Here is a 15,473-nt window from a genome sequence, read left to right on the forward strand (position 1 = left end):
GCGTGCATTCTAATGAAAAAAGGGAAGTTTGGCAATGAAAGCTTCAATAACTTATACTCTGAACTATGCATGGACAATCAAAATCGACCACCTGCCCCGTGTTGTTCGTGGAGGACAGCGCCGAGTTCAGAGAACTCGTCCATCGAAAATATCTGAACGGATGTGACGTGACTCTCCTGGAATCCGGCCAGCGATTTTTAGAGACTCTTCGCCGACGGCAGTTTCATTTTATGCTTATGGATTATCAGCTCCCCGGCGATTATTCCGGGGAGGAACTGATACAAATTGCGCGCTCCAATGGTTATGACGGGGCGGTTATCGGCGTCTCCTCATCTGAATACCTCAACCGGAAGTTGCTCAAAGCCGGGGCCGACGTCGCACTCCCGAAGCGGGAGCAGTATTTTCTTCCGCAAACAATTCGCCAGGGACTGAGTCTCGCCGAGGCGCGTGGAGCAACTGTACAGTGTACTTTTGGACTCAATTCCGATAGCAACTGACGGCGTTACTCTGGGGTTTTTCTTAAAAAGTAATTCACACTAAAAAGTTGATATTCAAAAACTTATACCAATCATAGATCCAAAGATATAACGCATCCAACCAATCTCTTTAAAATAATTGTATATCCAATGGCGAAATTTATTTCATAAATTAATTATAATGGGTATATTTAATATACATTATCTTATGGGCGGAATTCACCGGCGCAATTGAAAAAGAGCGGGACACGGCATTCGTGAGGCGTAACCGGCTCTAAAATACCCTGCCCTTAAACCGGAAAAAGGACAAGACTATGATACTCAAGACTAAGGACCGCAGACGCTTCATGGACAGCCTGGGATCCAGCGGAGATGAAAGCTGCTGGGTCTGGGAAGGAACAAAAAATAATTCAGGTTATCCCCTGTTCAGCCTGCAGGGGGAAATGGTCTCCGCCCTGCGGTTACTGTACCAAATCTATTACGAACGTAAAATCCCCAAGAACTGGGTAGTCTCTCATATCTGTGAGGATAACAGCTGCGTCAATCCCAACCACATCTATATTACCACCCGATCTGAGCGCACCCGGCAGGCATATCAGAAGCGGGAACTGATTCCGGCTTCACAGCGCGGAGAAAAAAATCCAAATTCCAAGCTGTGTGAACAGGATATCCGGGCCATCCGCGCTGCCAAAGAGGACGGCATTACTCATCAACAACTGGCAAAAGAGTACCAGGTAACAAAAACCACGATTTCTCAAATCGTAAATAACAAATTATGGGCTCATGTGACCTGATTTCTCACCGGACCTGGTGTATGTTTCAAATATTATCAATGTGAGCCTCCGGGACGTGAGCAATTCGTTTCCTTTCATTTGAAGTAACTATAGTCTGAGCGGCCGCTCAATATTTTTACTTTTTATCTATCTGTTTCATAGCCATATTGAGACAATTAGCATTCTACAACGAACTCTCACAACGGAGGGGCTTATCAATACATCACAGCGTGACACGTCCACCCAATTTCCCTGGGTTGGCATCGTTCTCATTCTGGCTGGAATCGTCTTCCTGCTTGAGACGTTGGACATCCTCAGCCTTGGGCATATTCTCGGCGACTGGTGGCCGCTTATATTCATCATTGTTGGCGTTATAAAACTCCAACGTGGCGAACGCAAGGGTGGCCTGGGATTATTCCTGGGTGGTTTGGTGTTCCTGAGTGTTACTCTTGAGGTGATCAATTGGTCCCAGGTAGTGCAGTTCTGGCCACTAATTTTGGTCGCGATCGGCATTTCGTTGATTCTGAAGCGACGGGGCATCAAACTCTCTGCGCATACGGCCTCCGCAAAGGACGACGAAATTATCCGTGCTCACGCCCTGTTTGGCGGTATCAGTCAGCGGTTTACTGTTCCGGCTCTCAAACACGGCGAGGTTTCTGCAATTTTTGGCGGAGTGGAGATTGATCTGGCCGATACTTCCGCTGCGGCCGAAGAGGTTACCTTTGATGTCACGGTCCTGTTCGGTGGCGCAGAAATCCGGGTGCCGCGCAATTGGGACGTTCGGGTGAAAGGCACCCCCATTCTGGGTGGCATCGAATCGAATGTTTTACCCCGGGAACAGCTGGAGGGCGAAAAATTTCCGGTGGTGACATTTTATTGTACAGTCGGGTTCGGCGGAATTGAAATAAAGCATTAAATGTTGTTTTAGTACCAGCCTCGGAACTATTCTGAAGAATTAAGCACCTGATCAACAGATTCCAATATTTGTTGTAATTTACATGGCTTCTGGATAATTGTTTGGAATCCGTAATCAAACAGTTTCTTATATTTTTCGGTATTCACATATCCGGTGATGGCGATTATCGGAATGTCCGGATTTATTTCCCGGATCTGTTTTGCCACCTGTTTTCCGTTCATATCCGGTAGTCCGAGATCGGTCAGGACTGTATCGATTTCGTTGTGATTTGCTCTGAATAATGATAACGCATTCTCCCCGTTTTCCGCATTATATGTGCGATACCCGTTGTTTTCCAATACCTCCACAATGACATTCCGGATTTCCGTCTCATCCTCCACCACCAATATGGATTCCCCGTTTCCTGTGGGGATCCCGTCCATATTCTCCGGGAGATCCTCTGCCACGACCTCTGAAGAAATCGGAAGAAACACGTTGAATATTGCCCCCTGACCATGGATGCTGTCCACATTGATCCAGCCGTTATGACTGTGGATAATTTTTTGCGCAACGGTCAGACCGAGTCCGGTTCCTTCCTTATCTTGTTTTGTGGTAAAAAACGGCTGGAAAATTTTTCTTTGAGTCGCTTCATCCATACCAATCCCGGTGTCCTCAACAGTGATACAGAGATAATCCCCATTTCCGGCATATTCGGATGCCTTTTGTTCGTCTTCTGATACCTCCCGGAGTCCCAGATACAGGGTGCCGCCCTCCGGCATGGCATCTGCCGCGTTTATACAGAGCGTCATCAGGACCTGTTGGAGCTGAGCTTCGTCGGCAAGCACCCGATCGTGCCCCTTAAAATGGCGAAGTTTTATCCGGACATTCTGCGGCAGAGAATGCTGCGCCATATCCTGAATTTCGTACAGAAAATCCGAGAGGGATACCGGCCGGACTTCCGGCGCTTTGGCCCGGGCAAACGTCAGCAGTCGCTCCGTTACCGATACACCCCGGGTGATGGCCGAATCGATCATATCGATATACTTTTCGAGTGGTCCATCCAGTTCCTTTACCTTAACCATCTGCACTGCACCGGAAATCATCGTCAATACGTTATTAAAGTCATGGGCAATACCGCCGGCCAGTTCCCCCAGGGCTTCCATCCGCTGCGCCCGGATCAGCTCCTGCTGTGTCTCCTTGAGTTCGGTAATATCCCGGGAGATTCCCATGGTCCCGATAATTTCACCATCTCGGCTTCGCCGAGGTAATTTGGTCACAGACGCCCAATGGCTCGATCCATCACTGTGAACGACAGATTCCTCTTTTCCGATAATAGGTTCACCGGCATTTATCACGTACTCATCGTCTTCCCAGGCCCGTTGCGCTTCATCTTCGGAAAAATAATCAAAATCGGTATTTCCGATCATCTCGTCCGGCGTGGTATCGTGGTGGTTGGCCTTCTCCTTGTTTACCCGAATAAACCGATGTTGCTTATCTTTGAAATAGACCGAATCCGGAATGGCATCAATCAAGGTCCGGAACAGTTCCCGCTCCTTATACAGATCTCTTTTCGCGCGAATTTTGTCCGTGATGTCCCGGCCCTGTGCCAGGAGAAATTGCACCGTCTCGGAATCGTTATATACTGGAGTCAGTGTAAAATCCACGTAGATCTCGGTATCATCCGGCCCGAGATGTTGTGCGTCGAACCGAATTGATTCTCCCTCCAACACTTGATCAATACCTTGCTTTAGCCGGTCCCGGAGATCCGGCATATCGTCCCACCAGGGAGTATCCGGAAAATATTGTCCGAGGATCTCCTCTTCGGTACAATCAATAAACTCAAGCGCCTGTGAGTTTATCCGGACGATATTTCCCTCCGGATCCAACACGCCAACGAAGGTCCCCGGGGTGTCGAATACCGAATCAATTAGTGGATTTTTTTTCAATTGTTCGTTCATTTAAGGCGGGCCTGATGAGAATTTATCATAACAAAGGAATTCGCGTCATGGAATAATCTCTTTGAGTCTATATTCAATTTGATAAGCCTGTGCTTCCCTGAATGTCCGAAATCCGCCGGTAAAGATAAATAAGCATTTAGCACAGTATCAATGCATTCTAATGGTTCCGGAAAGTTCTGCAAATACATTGGCTGTTTTGATAGAACGGGATCCCTGAAAACGGGAAGACCCGCCTGGTGAATCTTATAAATTGGCCTATAGAGAAAAACGGAGACGCCAGAAAAAAGTGAGCCCGGGAGGAGTCGAACCTCCGACCGACGGCTTAAAAGGCCGCTGCTCTACCAACTGAGCTACGGGCCCACACAAACATGAAATATCACAAAGCAGATAAAGGTAATTTTCGCCCCCCCGAAAAGCAAGATGAAATCGGCAGTGCGGGGGCCATCTTTTCGGTTGGCTAAACCCGTTTCACCTTTGTATCTTTGTCTTTCTTCTACCTATTTCTATCCATGACAAGCGAGGGGCTATGACTGTTACGATACGAGCCTTGGCTAATACTTCGGCTGATCGGCGCAAATTCATTAAATTCGCCTGGAAAATTTACCAGGATGATCCCAACTGGGTCCCACCTTTGATGGTGGACCTGCACACTCTGCTGGATCCGGAAAAGCATCCATATCACGAACACGCTACATCTCAATTATTCCTGGCGGAGCGTGATGGCGAACCAGTCGGCAGAATTGCAGCCCATATCAACCACCGCTATAACGAATGGTGGAATGACCGCACCGGCTTTTTTGGGTTTTTCGAATGTATCAATAATCAGGCGATAGCCGATGCATTAATTGACCGGGCGAAAACATTTCTCCGTCATCACCGGTGCTCCCATATCCAGGGACCGTTTAACTGGTCCACCAACGAAGAGTGCGGCCTTTTGGTCGACGCATTTGATATGGACCCGGTCATTTTGATGAATTATAATCCGCCGTATTACCCAAGATTATTGGAAAAGGCCGGATTGACCAAAGCCAAAGATCTCTATGCCTATCGTATTCAGGAAGCGGCGGTTATTCCTGAGCGGCTGGAGAGGGGGGTGAACGTTCTTAAAAAACGCTATCCTTTCAGCCTGCGCACACTGGACATGAAGAACTTTTGGGATGAAGTGGAACTCATAAAGAGCGTCTATAATCCCGCCTGGAGCCGAAACTGGGGCGCCGTCCCCATGACCGACGCCGAATTTGAGCACCTGGCCAAAGACCTGAAAATGATCGTAAACCCGGATCTCTGCTATATCGCAAAGATGGAGGACGAGGTAGTCGGCTTTTCGCTGACCATCCCCGATGCAAATCAGGCGATAAAGTACGCCAACGGCCGCCTGTTTCCATTCGGACTGTTTAAGATCCTGTGGCATATGCGGCAGGTAAATTTCGTCCGGGTGTTAGCCCTGGGTGTAATCGACAAATATCGGAATCACGGCATCGATGCCGCCCTGTATTATGAAACGTTCAAACGTGGAATTGAAATGGGATTTAATTCCGGCGAAATGTCCTGGATTCTGGAAGACAACTATCCCATGCGGAACGCGCTGGAAAAGATGGGCGCAGAAATCTATAAGACATACCGGATTTACGAACAGTCCCTATGAAGGTCCTCGTCACCGGCGGCACCGGGTTTATCGGATATAACCTCGTTTCCCGACTGAAACGGGACGGGCACGAGGTCACCTGCCTTGTTCGACCGACCAGTAACACGCGGTGGTTGAATTCTCTGGGAGATATTAGCTATGTCACCGGTGATCTCCTGGCCCAGGAATCTCTGGAAGGAGTGGTTGACGGTTTTGACTGGGTATTTCACCTGGCCGGCGTGGTGACCGCGGTGAACCGGGACGGCTATTTCCGGGTCAATCACGGCGGTACCCGCAATCTGGTCGAATCTATCGCAAAACAAAACACCCGGCCGGATAAATTCATCTTTGTCAGCTCGCTAGCGGCCGGTGGCCCGTCGGGAGTCAGCCAACCCCGCACCGAAGAGATGGCGGACAATCCCATCAATCATTACGGCGAAAGCAAACGGGCCGCCGAAATTGCGCTCAAGGATTACCGGGATCGGTTTCCCATTTACGTCATGCGATCGCCAATTGTCTACGGCCCGCTCGATACCGGAGTGTACTCGATTTTTCAAGCTGTGCAAAAAGGGTGGCAGTTTAAATTAACCGGCGAAGATCTGTACCTGAGTTTGGTGTACGTGGAAGACCTCGTGGACGGCCTGATCCGCCTGGCTGAACATGATATTCCCACCGGGGAAATGTTCTATATCAGCGATCACTATCAATATACTGTGGATCAAATACAAACCACGCTGGCGCATGCTCTGGACAGCGACACCCGGACCATCCGGGTTCCCCGATCGCTCCTCTATCCCGTGGCAGGCATCTCCGAACTGATCATCAGAGCCAGGAAAAAGCCCTCATATCTGAACTTCCAGAAGCTGAAAGAGATTATGCAGAATGCCTGGACCTGTTCCTCGGAGAAGCTCACCCGGATGACGGGCTTTCAGGCAGAATACGGATTGATGGATGGCGCCTACCGAACCGCGGACTGGTACAAATCACATGGATGGCTCTGACAATACATTCCGGCTGACAGACTGGCTCTTCTGGATCTACAACGCCATTGTGGTGATCCTCCTGCTGCTGATGGGGAATCACGTGGAAGGCCGATGGGTCTATCTGGGGGCCAATTTCGGCCTGATTATCTTGAGCGTTCTCCTGATTCATCTCCGCCACCGATTTCCAGGGTCACCGGTCTTTTCCATCCTCCGGAACTGGTACCCACTCCTCTATTTCTTTTTCCTTCACTGGGAATCCGGGATGATCGGTGACATCTTATTCCAGGGATCGTTCGACAGTCTGGTGGCCGCATGGGATTATGCCCTGTTCGGCGATTATTTGCACAATATCCTCTATCGCTACCAGCCGATCTGGTTTTCCGAATTTATCCACTTCACCTACTTCTTTTATTATCTGCTCCTGATTGCTCCGGCATTATTGCTCTACCGGGACGACCGGGAAAAATTTGCCTCTTACGTTTTTGACGTCAGCTTGTTTTACCTGATTCAATACACCATTTTCTACATGTTTCCGGTTATCGGACCTATCGAACATCACTACGCCAAATTCCCGGACGGGGTCCTGTTTATCCCGTTGATGAAAATCCTGTACGTTCTGGGGGACAGCCCCGGCGGCGCGGTGCCCAGTTCGCACGTCTCTGTGGCGCTTCTATCCTGGTACTGGCTCTACAAAATTAAGCCTCGCCTGGCCCTGCCATCACTGTTTTTGGTGGCCTGTCTGGTTTTTTCCACGGTCTATCTCTCGTTCCATTATGCCATAGATGCCGTGGCCGGTCTGATCTTCGGCGTACTGCTTATTCGGTTCCTGGACTATTTACGCTCCCGGTACGGCGAGTATGCGCTTCGATAGCCTGATCCTGTTACTGATTCTGATCACCCCCGTATTTCTCGGCGCGCAGGAAACTGGCGTCTACCACGAATCACCCGATTCTCTGCCGAATAACCAGACCATTGAACTGAAATTTATCGTCATTGCCAACTTCACCGACATCACCTGGGTCAACGGTTTTTTTCGCACGGATACCAGCGCAGCCTACAGGGAAAAATCCCTCCGGCAAAACCGGAAGGGCATGTACGTCTTACCGATTGCCCCCGAGGAACTCACCGGTGATACCCTCTACTATTTTGTCGCCACGCACCTGGACGACGGCCGCATGTTCTCCTGGCCGCCGGATGATCCGGAGGCAAATCCGAGGGCGTGTCCGTTGTACGGAACTCGTGAGTGAGGCTCACAGGGTATTCAGTTTTTTTCTTAATCTTAATCCTAATCATACTCTTATTCTTGTATTAGTTTGTCCCAAAGGGATCCCTACCGGGATTGTTCGTTGTTAGTCGTTTGTTGTTGGTTGTTATTAGTACCCTGTAAATTACTTCCAATACCGCAAAACCACATGTCTTTCACGACGAACAACCCACTACCAACAACTAACAGGTTTTTTTCCCTTCTCCCTTTTCCGTCACATCGTTCCCGAATTCCGTACATCTTATGGTAATTGTCCATTGAACACGACGAGAAATTACGGGCTGTTCTTTTGAAAGCCATGGCCAATATTTTCCGATTATCCCTGGCGGGATTTGCCAACGAGGAATTTTGTGTGGTTTCGGGTGCTTTGTTATCATTCAATCGTCCCTGACGGGATTGAGAAAAAATTAACTGACACTGATTACCCACCAATAAATTGGTGGGCTGAATGCGATCGTCCCTTCGGGACTCTAAAGAACATCCCTAACACAAGGTGGATTCTATTTCACCTTTGAATGAGATTCAAAATCTGTAAATAATAGCCTCCGCTTCCCCACACACCAGCCGGGATTGTTCGTTGTTTGTCGTTAGTTGACGGATGGAATTATCACCCTGTAAATCTCTTCCAATTCGCAAAACCATACGTCTTTCACAACGAACAACCAACCACGAACAACTAACAGGTTTTTCTTTTTTTCCCTTCTCCTTTCTGCTTTCTCCCTGCTCCATTTTTTTTGTAACTATTCCCTAATCATTCCCTCTATACATATTGTGACGAAAATGAGAGCAGCACGGAGGAAAGAATGATTGACCAAATTACCACACGCGAACAGTTTGAAGCCATAAAACAAGAGACCGATGACCTGCTTCTGGTCGTGTTTTATACGGACAAATCCCGGAAAAGCCTGGAGGCGGTGCGAGCGTTATCCAAACTGCAGGAGCACAACGGTGATGCCAATATCTACCGCGTAAACGCCGTGGAAGTCTCGGATATTCACCCGGAATACGATATTACCACCGTCCCGACGTTACTGGTCTTCCGCCACGGGAAACCGGCGGAGTATATTTACGGCGTCCAGACCGAAGGCTTCTACAGCAAGATCCTGGATAAATTTCACGCAGCCGCAAACGGTGACATCGAGGAAGGCTCCGCCCACCAGGTGACGGTCTACACCACGCCGACCTGTCCGTACTGCACACAGGTCAAGCGGTATTTGGACGAACACAACGTCCGATATTCGGAAGTCGATGTTGCTTCGAATCCGGCCGCCGCGCAGGAACTGGTGCAGCGCACTGGACAACAAGGCGTACCGCAGACCGAAATCGACGGCCAGTTCGTCATCGGTTACAACACCGCAGAAATTGACAGATTGTTGAACCTGTAATTATCAAAGGAGCGAACTATGATCAATTTTCAGCCACTGAACGACAACGTGCTCGTCAAACTGGAGGGCACGGAAGAAGAGCAAACCGCCGCCGGCATCATTATCCCGGACTCGGCCAAAGAGAACAAGGACGAGGGCGAAGTCGTTGCCGTCCCGCCAGGCGCCGGTGAAGAGGTCGCCGTTGGGGACAAGGTCATGTTCCGCCGTAACGGTGCCACCGAGATTAACGACGGTGACGATGAGTTTCTGGTACTCCCGTTTAAAGATCTCATTGGAAAATACGTAGAGGTCGATAGTATTTAACCAGGAAACAAGCAGCACCTGAATAGATGGAGCACCCCGGCTATACAGCAGGGGTTTCTCCCTTGATTCCGCCCTTAGGTAGAACCTATGCGGAATCCCGCTACGGCGGGATGAAAAGCCCCGGGACGCCGGGGCTTTTTTTATTACATTTTTTCATCGCCTTGAAATGAGATTTCAAGGCTTTTTGGATAAAAAGTATTCACTTTTTCAATTAATAAATGTAGCCTCGTAATCTTATTGTGTGGTAAAAAAAATGCCATCTCCCCAGAGATGGCATTTTTAAAACCGTCACTCTGGGCCTGTCGAAGAGTGACTCAATATTCAATTCGTTTTTTTAATCCGCGTTCATCCGCTCCGGGAGAAGCCCTTCCGGGGCGTGCTATTCCTTTCCGGAATCTTTCCCCAGGAACTTCCATCCCGCCGGCAGCAACAGCGTCGCCAGCGAAATCTTGATCAGCGCGCCAGGCAGGAATGGAATCACGCCCATATTCAGCAGCTGCCCTTCGGGCACTAGATGCACCAGCCAGGCGACGCCGGAAATAAAGATAATCGATGTTCCGATGGTCATCATCGAAAACGCCGACCAAGTTTTCCGATCCCAGCCGCGCTCGGCCAGGTAACCGGTCACATATGCCGCGGCAAGAAAGCCCATAATGTAGCCACCCGTCGGACCGACGAGCACCGCTGGACCGGCCGCTGCACCGGCAAATACCGGCAGACCGCCTACGCCCTCAAGAATATAGGCGAAAACCGCCATGGTACCGCGCCAGCGTCCCAAGAGCGCACCAACTAACAGCACGCCTAATGTCTGTCCGGTAATCGGCACAGGACTGAACGGCAGCACCACCTGCACCTGCGCCAGCAGCGCCAGCAACAGACTGCCTCCAATAACCAGTGAAAAATCGTACACCAGTGCCTGCCGCTTCACCGCAGGTCGCAAAATATCTGAATATGTCATGAGTCGCTCCTGTTCTTCATAATTTGTCTAAAATATAACCGAACCAGATGAAAGATAAAGTCAGTTTTTAAAAAGATATGGCACGCCCCGGAAGGGGCTCCTCCCGGAGCAGATAAACGCAGAAACAACGGATGATCTCAGATAAAAATCTTTTTGCCACAATGAAACGCGAAGAATCACAAATGATCACAATCGACAACTAATCCCGAACATTCCCTGCTTCGTTTCCTTTATTATAATTTTGATTTCCGTTTGTCCCAAAGGGATCCCTCCGGGATTGTTAGTCGTTCGTTCTTGGTTGTCTTTATTTCAGTGCTTTCGGTGTTTTTCAGTGTTTAATCTGTTTTTTTATCGGCGGTCATCCGTTGTTTCTGTGAATCCCGGCTTGCCGGGATCAGCGTGCTATTCTTTCATCAAAGCAGGTCGCCGGAGATGATCTCTTCCGTCGATCCGTCCTCGAATTCGACTACCGCCGCACCGTCCGGAGAAATATCCCGGAGCACGCCGGTACGCTCGTTATCATTTTCGAGCCATCGCACATTTCGGCCTAGTTGATTGCTGTTCTTCTTCCAGTCATTCACAATTTTTTCAGACTGTCCATCGAGTACCTGATTGTATCGTTCTTCAAAATGGTTGAGGATATGACCGGTCAGTTCATTCCTGTCCAGTTCCCGGTTAGCGTCGATCTTCAGAGACGTTGCCGGCATGCGCAAATCGTCCGGGAAATCGGCGGGATGCTGGTTCACATTGCAACCGAGCCCCACCAGAATTTTGGAAATACCATCGCCGCGGAGCTGGCTCTCCACAAGGATGCCGCAGACTTTGCGCTCATAGATGGTCAGATCGTTCGGCCACTTGAGTCGTGCCGGAAGCAAATACAATTCCCGGATGGCCTCCACCACCGCGATGCCAGAAGCCAGCGTTATAATCTGCATGGATTGAATTTCCCGCTCCGGTCGCAGCACGATGGTCATCAGGATACTCGAACCTTTTGGCGCCATCCAATTACGTCCGAGTCGCCCCTTGCCGGCGGTCTGCTCCTCGGCCAGCACGGCGGAGCCGTGGGCGAAATCTTCCTGTTTTGCCAAATCGTTGGTGGAAGGCAGGGAATCCTTCAGGATAATATTCCAACCAAAGGTATCCGTGGCCAGGTGAGACCGGATGGACTCACTCGTCAGGGGTATCTGCATTGCCGAATATGTCTATCTGTTCCTGGAGCACCGGATGCTTCTCCACGCCGTGCTCCAGCATAAATTCTTTGATTTCTTCCAAATCCGGGAGGTGTCTACGCACACCCAGATGCATACAACAGATGGCGGCCACCGCGCTGGCGAACTGTCCGATGGCCTTCAACGGCCACCCACTCAAAATCCCATACATGAGTCCGCCATGGTAGACGTCCCCGGCGCCGGTAGTGTCTACCGGCTCAATGTCGAACGCCGGGAAGTAAAGCATTGCATCTTCATTGGCGAGATAGCTCCCCTCATCGCCCATAGTAATGCCTGCAATTGTCCCGCCGAATTCACGTATCTCCCGGCACGCCCGTTCCATGTTGCTGTGACCGAAGTAGTCTTTCACGAACCGGCTGGAGAGAATTGGATAATCCACCAGATGCAGTGCATCTTCCGTGTGTTTCTGCACGCTTCCGGCGTCCATCAACACCTCGGCGCCGTGCCGCTTCGCCTCCTCTGCCATGGTCAGAATCCCCGGCGAGGGACGGCTGTCTATCACCACGAGTTTCGTTTCGGCCAGGAGACTGTCCGGCGCCTGATCAGGGCGAATCTCCGGCAAATCGTCCGAATTCAGAATCACCGTACGGTTCCCGGAATCCTGCTCCACGATGATGTGCGCCTGAAGTGACCTCCTTTTACCATCTCTGCGAAAGCCCTTCAGGTTAATCCCATACGAATCCAGTTCCTGATAGACCTGTTCCGCATAGATGTCGTCCCCCATGGTGGTCACCAGCGCCGTCCGGCACTCCAGCCGCGCCAGTACGGCAATCGCATTCGGTACCGGCCCGCCACCCTGTCCGTGGTGTCGGAGTGCTACGTTCTTGCTGTTAGTCTCGGGATGTCGCTCCACCTGCACCGTAAAATCGTACGGCGACAGCCCGATGCCCACGCAGTCGTACCGCTTAGTAGTTTGCGGATTCATATTCTCCGAATACTTCCCGTAACACGTTGGAAATTTCCCCCAGAGTCGCATAGGATTTCACGCCCTCCAGGATTGCGGGCATTAAATTCTCATCCGAATCCGCCATTCTCCGGATTTTTTCCAGAGATGTCTGCACGCGTTCAGCATCCCGCTCCCATTTCACACTCTGCAGTCGATCGATCTGACGCTGGGTCTGTTCCGGATCGATCTGCAGGATATCTGGTTCCGGATCGTTCTCTTCTGCGTATTTATTGACGCCGACCACGATCTGCTCGCCCTTTTCCACTTCCTGCTGATAGCGATAAGCGCTCTTCCCGATCTCCCGCTGGAAGTAACCGGATTCCACAGCGTTGACCGCGCCGCCGAGTTCCTCAACTTCGCCAAGGATTTCCCTGGCCTGTTCCTCGATATCATCGGTAAGCGATTCCACGAAATAGGATCCCGCCAGAGGATCCACCGTGTCGGCCACGCCGCTCTCGTGCGCCAGGATCTGTTGAGTCCGAATGGCTGTCCGCGCCGACTCTTCGGTAGGCAGGCCTACGGCTTCGTCTTTCCCATTGGTATGAAGCGACTGCGTCCCGCCCAGGACAGCCGCCAGCGCCTGGATCGTGGTGCGGGCAACGTTGTTCTCCATCTGCTGGGCTGTGAGCGTGGAGCCACCAGTTTGGGTGTGGAACCGTACTTGCATCGCCCTGGGATTGGTCACGTCATACCGCTCGGTCATGAGCCTCGCCCAGAGCCGCCGCGCCGCCCGAAACTTGGCAATCTCCTCGAAAAAGTTGTTGTGTGCGTTGAAAAAGAACGAGAGATGGGCGCCAAAGGTATTCACGTCCAGTCCCCTATCGATGGCCGCGTCCACGTACGCCAAACCGTTGGCTACGGTAAACGCCAGCTCCTGCGCGGCGGTAGCGCCGGCCTCCCGGATGTGGTAGCCGGAGATGGAGATGGTATTCCACTTGGGAAGATTATCCTCGCAGTACTCGAATATATCGGTCACCAGCCGCATGGAGTGCTCCGGCGGATAGATATACGTCCCGCGGGCAATGTACTCCTTCAGGATGTCGTTTTGTACGGTGCCGCGAAGCTTTTCCGACGGTACTCCCTGCTGCTCCGCCACCGCGATATACAGCGCAAGCAGGATCGGCGCGGTGGAATTGATAGTCATGGAGGTGCTTACCTCGTCCAGCGGAATGCCGTCGAACAGGACCTCCATATCCCGAAGCGAGCTGATTGGCACGCCGACCCGGCCGACCTCGCCCTCGGCCAGTTCATGATCCGAGTCGTAGCCGATCTGCGTCGGCAGATCGAATGCGACGGAGAGCCCCTTCGTTCCCTGCTTCAACAGATATTTGTAGCGCTTATTGCTCTCCTCGGCCGATGCGAATCCGGCATACTGCCGCATGGTCCAAAGCTTGCCCCGATACATGGTCGGCTGGACGCCTCGCGTGTACGGAAATTCGCCGGGATATCCCAGCTGTTCGTGATAATCGAACTCCGGATCAGGCGTATACAGGCGCTTGATTTCGATATTCGAAGACGGCGTAAACTTCTCCTTCCGCTCCGGATATCGCTCCAGCGCCGGATGCAGGGTTTCCCGCTTCCACTGACTCTTTGAGTTTGAGGTCATAGTAATCTTTGGCAGTAATTACACCTAATGGAAATTAAATATAAAACGTATCGGTGAAAGATCATTGGAAAAGCTGTGGCACAACGATGGGGTGCTACTTAATTGTAATAACCACATTGCCGGTTTTGCGTCCGGTCTCCACATATCGGTGCGCGTCGGGGATCTGCTCCAGTGGATAGCGTCTGTCGATGACTGCCCGAATCTTTCCGGCTTCTATGAGATCCCGCAAATGATGCAACTCTTCCATTGCATAATCCGCCAGATCGCTTATTACGTTTTTAGAGGTTGTTTTTGAAATCCAAAATCCCCGGATCATATCTGCCAGACTTAGGTTTGCCAGCAGATAGCGGCCGTTCGGCCGGAGTGACCGTACGCTCCGGGAAAATGGGCTTGTACCCACAACATCAAAAATGACATCATACGTGTTTCCATCTTTGGTAGAGTTTTCTTTGGTGTAATCGATGACATGATCGGCGCCAACTGAACGTAGCATATCCAGTTTTTCCTGACGATCCACGGCGGTGACCTCCGCTCCATCCAGTTTCGCCAGCTGGATGGCATAGGTTCCGATACTTCCGCCAGCGCCGTTGATGAGCACTTTTTCTCCAGGTTGGATATTTGCTTTTCTCAAAAAATGCAGGGCGTTCAGTCCGCCGGTAGGGACGGTCGCCGCCTCCTCATAGGTCATGTTTGCGTGCATTTGCGCCATCATAGAACTTTCCGGTAAAGCAATATATTCCGCATGAGCGCCCAGCGTAAACTCGGTCGGACCAAATACCCGGTCCCCTTTTCTAAATTTGGTTACCTCCTTGCCGGCCTCCTCAATCTCGCCGGCCAGTTCCTGTCCAAGGATTCTCTTTCGTGGTTTCCGGATGCCCATAAACAATCGCGCAGGAATCCAGAACAGGGGATCGATGTCGAACCGCCGGAGTTCGCAGTCCCCGGCGGTGACGGTCGCCGCATGGATTTTAATCAGGACTTCATCGTCCCTGGGAACAGGTTTTTCAACCTCTTCTAATTTGAGCACATCGGGTGAACCGTATTCGGAATATGTCACGGCTTTCACTTAATAC

Annotated in this window: 15 protein-coding genes and 1 tRNA gene; 9 read left to right on the forward strand and 7 right to left on the reverse strand. The window is 50.9% G+C overall.

Going from position 1 to position 15,473, the window contains the following annotated elements:
• Window positions 1–65: 65 nt before the first annotated feature.
• The 3 genes from K9N57_06930 to K9N57_06940 all read left to right on the forward strand — a co-directional run bounded on the left by K9N57_06930 (window position 66) and on the right by K9N57_06940 (window position 2,165).
• Window positions 66–497 (forward strand): response regulator, encoded by a 432-nt coding sequence (locus tag K9N57_06930; GenBank protein ID MCF7803905.1) that lies wholly within the window; start codon window positions 66–68, stop codon window positions 495–497.
• Between the two features lie 293 nt (window positions 498–790).
• Complete coding sequence (locus K9N57_06935) at window positions 791–1,270, forward strand: HNH endonuclease (protein ID MCF7803906.1); 480 nt, start codon at window positions 791–793, stop codon at window positions 1,268–1,270.
• A gap of 283 nt (window positions 1,271–1,553) precedes the next feature.
• Window positions 1,554–2,165, forward strand: a complete 612-nt coding sequence (locus tag K9N57_06940; GenBank protein ID MCF7803907.1) for a cell wall-active antibiotics response protein — start codon at window positions 1,554–1,556, stop codon at window positions 2,163–2,165.
• 26 nt (window positions 2,166–2,191) lie between these two features.
• Here K9N57_06940 and K9N57_06945 read toward each other — a convergent pair whose 3' ends face one another.
• Complete coding sequence (locus K9N57_06945) at window positions 2,192–4,102, reverse strand: PAS domain-containing protein (protein MCF7803908.1); 1,911 nt, start codon at window positions 4,100–4,102, stop codon at window positions 2,192–2,194.
• 287 nt (window positions 4,103–4,389) lie between these two features.
• Window positions 4,390–4,462 (reverse strand) — tRNA-Lys (locus tag K9N57_06950).
• Window positions 4,463–4,628: 166 nt separating this feature from the next.
• Here K9N57_06950 and K9N57_06955 point away from each other — a divergent pair.
• The 6 genes from K9N57_06955 (at window position 4,629) to K9N57_06980 (ending at window position 9,661) form a co-directional block, all read left to right on the forward strand.
• The gene (locus tag K9N57_06955; protein ID MCF7803909.1) at window positions 4,629–5,747 is read left to right on the forward strand and encodes an N-acetyltransferase; all 1,119 of its coding nucleotides are present in this window, start codon (window positions 4,629–4,631) and stop codon (window positions 5,745–5,747) included.
• Entirely contained in the window at window positions 5,744–6,727 is a 984-nt protein-coding gene (locus K9N57_06960) for an NAD(P)-dependent oxidoreductase (protein ID MCF7803910.1), read from the forward strand. The genes K9N57_06955 and K9N57_06960 overlap by 4 nt, the downstream gene beginning before the upstream one ends.
• A complete protein-coding gene (locus K9N57_06965) occupies window positions 6,678–7,580 on the forward strand; it encodes a phosphatase PAP2 family protein (protein ID MCF7803911.1) in 903 nt (300 codons plus the stop codon). The genes K9N57_06960 and K9N57_06965 overlap by 50 nt, the downstream gene beginning before the upstream one ends.
• Complete coding sequence (locus K9N57_06970) at window positions 7,567–7,956, forward strand: hypothetical protein (protein MCF7803912.1); 390 nt, start codon at window positions 7,567–7,569, stop codon at window positions 7,954–7,956. Before K9N57_06965 ends, K9N57_06970 begins: the two co-directional genes overlap by 14 nt.
• A gap of 820 nt (window positions 7,957–8,776) precedes the next feature.
• Entirely contained in the window at window positions 8,777–9,358 is a 582-nt protein-coding gene (locus K9N57_06975; protein ID MCF7803913.1) for a thioredoxin family protein, read from the forward strand.
• 21 nt (window positions 9,359–9,379) lie between these two features.
• Entirely contained in the window at window positions 9,380–9,661 is a 282-nt protein-coding gene (locus K9N57_06980; protein MCF7803914.1) for a co-chaperone GroES, read from the forward strand.
• Window positions 9,662–10,040: 379 nt separating this feature from the next.
• Here the strand turns inward: K9N57_06980 and K9N57_06985 are convergent, their stop codons facing one another.
• The 5 genes from K9N57_06985 to K9N57_07005 all read right to left on the reverse strand — a co-directional run bounded on the left by K9N57_06985 (window position 10,041) and on the right by K9N57_07005 (window position 15,466).
• Entirely contained in the window at window positions 10,041–10,619 is a 579-nt protein-coding gene (locus K9N57_06985) for a biotin transporter BioY (GenBank protein ID MCF7803915.1), read from the reverse strand.
• A gap of 413 nt (window positions 10,620–11,032) precedes the next feature.
• The gene (locus tag K9N57_06990) at window positions 11,033–11,809 is read right to left on the reverse strand and encodes a biotin--[acetyl-CoA-carboxylase] ligase (GenBank protein ID MCF7803916.1); all 777 of its coding nucleotides are present in this window, start codon (window positions 11,807–11,809) and stop codon (window positions 11,033–11,035) included.
• Complete coding sequence (locus tag K9N57_06995; GenBank protein MCF7803917.1) at window positions 11,787–12,773, reverse strand: hypothetical protein; 987 nt, start codon at window positions 12,771–12,773, stop codon at window positions 11,787–11,789. The genes K9N57_06990 and K9N57_06995 overlap by 23 nt, the downstream gene beginning before the upstream one ends.
• Entirely contained in the window at window positions 12,754–14,400 is a 1,647-nt protein-coding gene (locus tag K9N57_07000; GenBank protein MCF7803918.1) for a methylmalonyl-CoA mutase family protein, read from the reverse strand. Before K9N57_07000 ends, K9N57_06995 begins: the two co-directional genes overlap by 20 nt.
• A 94-nt stretch (window positions 14,401–14,494) precedes the next feature.
• On the reverse strand, window positions 14,495–15,466 hold the full coding sequence (locus K9N57_07005) for an NAD(P)-dependent alcohol dehydrogenase (GenBank protein MCF7803919.1): 972 nt from the start codon (window positions 15,464–15,466) through the stop codon (window positions 14,495–14,497).
• Window positions 15,467–15,473 lie beyond the last annotated feature (7 nt).

It is taken from the genome of Candidatus Neomarinimicrobiota bacterium (genome assembly GCA_021734025.1).
In the GTDB taxonomy this organism is placed as follows: domain Bacteria; phylum Fidelibacterota; class JAANXI01; order JAANXI01; family JAANXI01; genus JAANXI01.

What these genes read in the sequence shown, in the direction of transcription:
- K9N57_06975 (MCF7803913.1), top strand. Translation starts at nt 8,777, where the DNA reads ATGATTGACCAAATTACCACACGCGAACAGTTTGAAGCCATAAAACAA.
- K9N57_06930 (MCF7803905.1), top strand. Translation starts at nt 66, where the DNA reads ATGCATGGACAATCAAAATCGACCACCTGCCCCGTGTTGTTCGTGGAG.
- K9N57_06995 (MCF7803917.1), bottom strand. Translation starts at nt 12,773, where the DNA reads ATGAATCCGCAAACTACTAAGCGGTACGACTGCGTGGGCATCGGGCTG.
- K9N57_06945 (MCF7803908.1), bottom strand. Translation starts at nt 4,102, where the DNA reads ATGAACGAACAATTGAAAAAAAATCCACTAATTGATTCGGTATTCGAC.
- K9N57_06970 (MCF7803912.1), top strand. Translation starts at nt 7,567, where the DNA reads ATGCGCTTCGATAGCCTGATCCTGTTACTGATTCTGATCACCCCCGTA.
- K9N57_06960 (MCF7803910.1), top strand. Translation starts at nt 5,744, where the DNA reads ATGAAGGTCCTCGTCACCGGCGGCACCGGGTTTATCGGATATAACCTC.
- K9N57_06955 (MCF7803909.1), top strand. Translation starts at nt 4,629, where the DNA reads ATGACTGTTACGATACGAGCCTTGGCTAATACTTCGGCTGATCGGCGC.
- K9N57_06935 (MCF7803906.1), top strand. Translation starts at nt 791, where the DNA reads ATGATACTCAAGACTAAGGACCGCAGACGCTTCATGGACAGCCTGGGA.
- K9N57_06985 (MCF7803915.1), bottom strand. Translation starts at nt 10,619, where the DNA reads ATGACATATTCAGATATTTTGCGACCTGCGGTGAAGCGGCAGGCACTG.
- K9N57_07000 (MCF7803918.1), bottom strand. Translation starts at nt 14,400, where the DNA reads ATGACCTCAAACTCAAAGAGTCAGTGGAAGCGGGAAACCCTGCATCCG.
- K9N57_06990 (MCF7803916.1), bottom strand. Translation starts at nt 11,809, where the DNA reads ATGCAGATACCCCTGACGAGTGAGTCCATCCGGTCTCACCTGGCCACG.
- K9N57_06965 (MCF7803911.1), top strand. Translation starts at nt 6,678, where the DNA reads ATGGCGCCTACCGAACCGCGGACTGGTACAAATCACATGGATGGCTCT.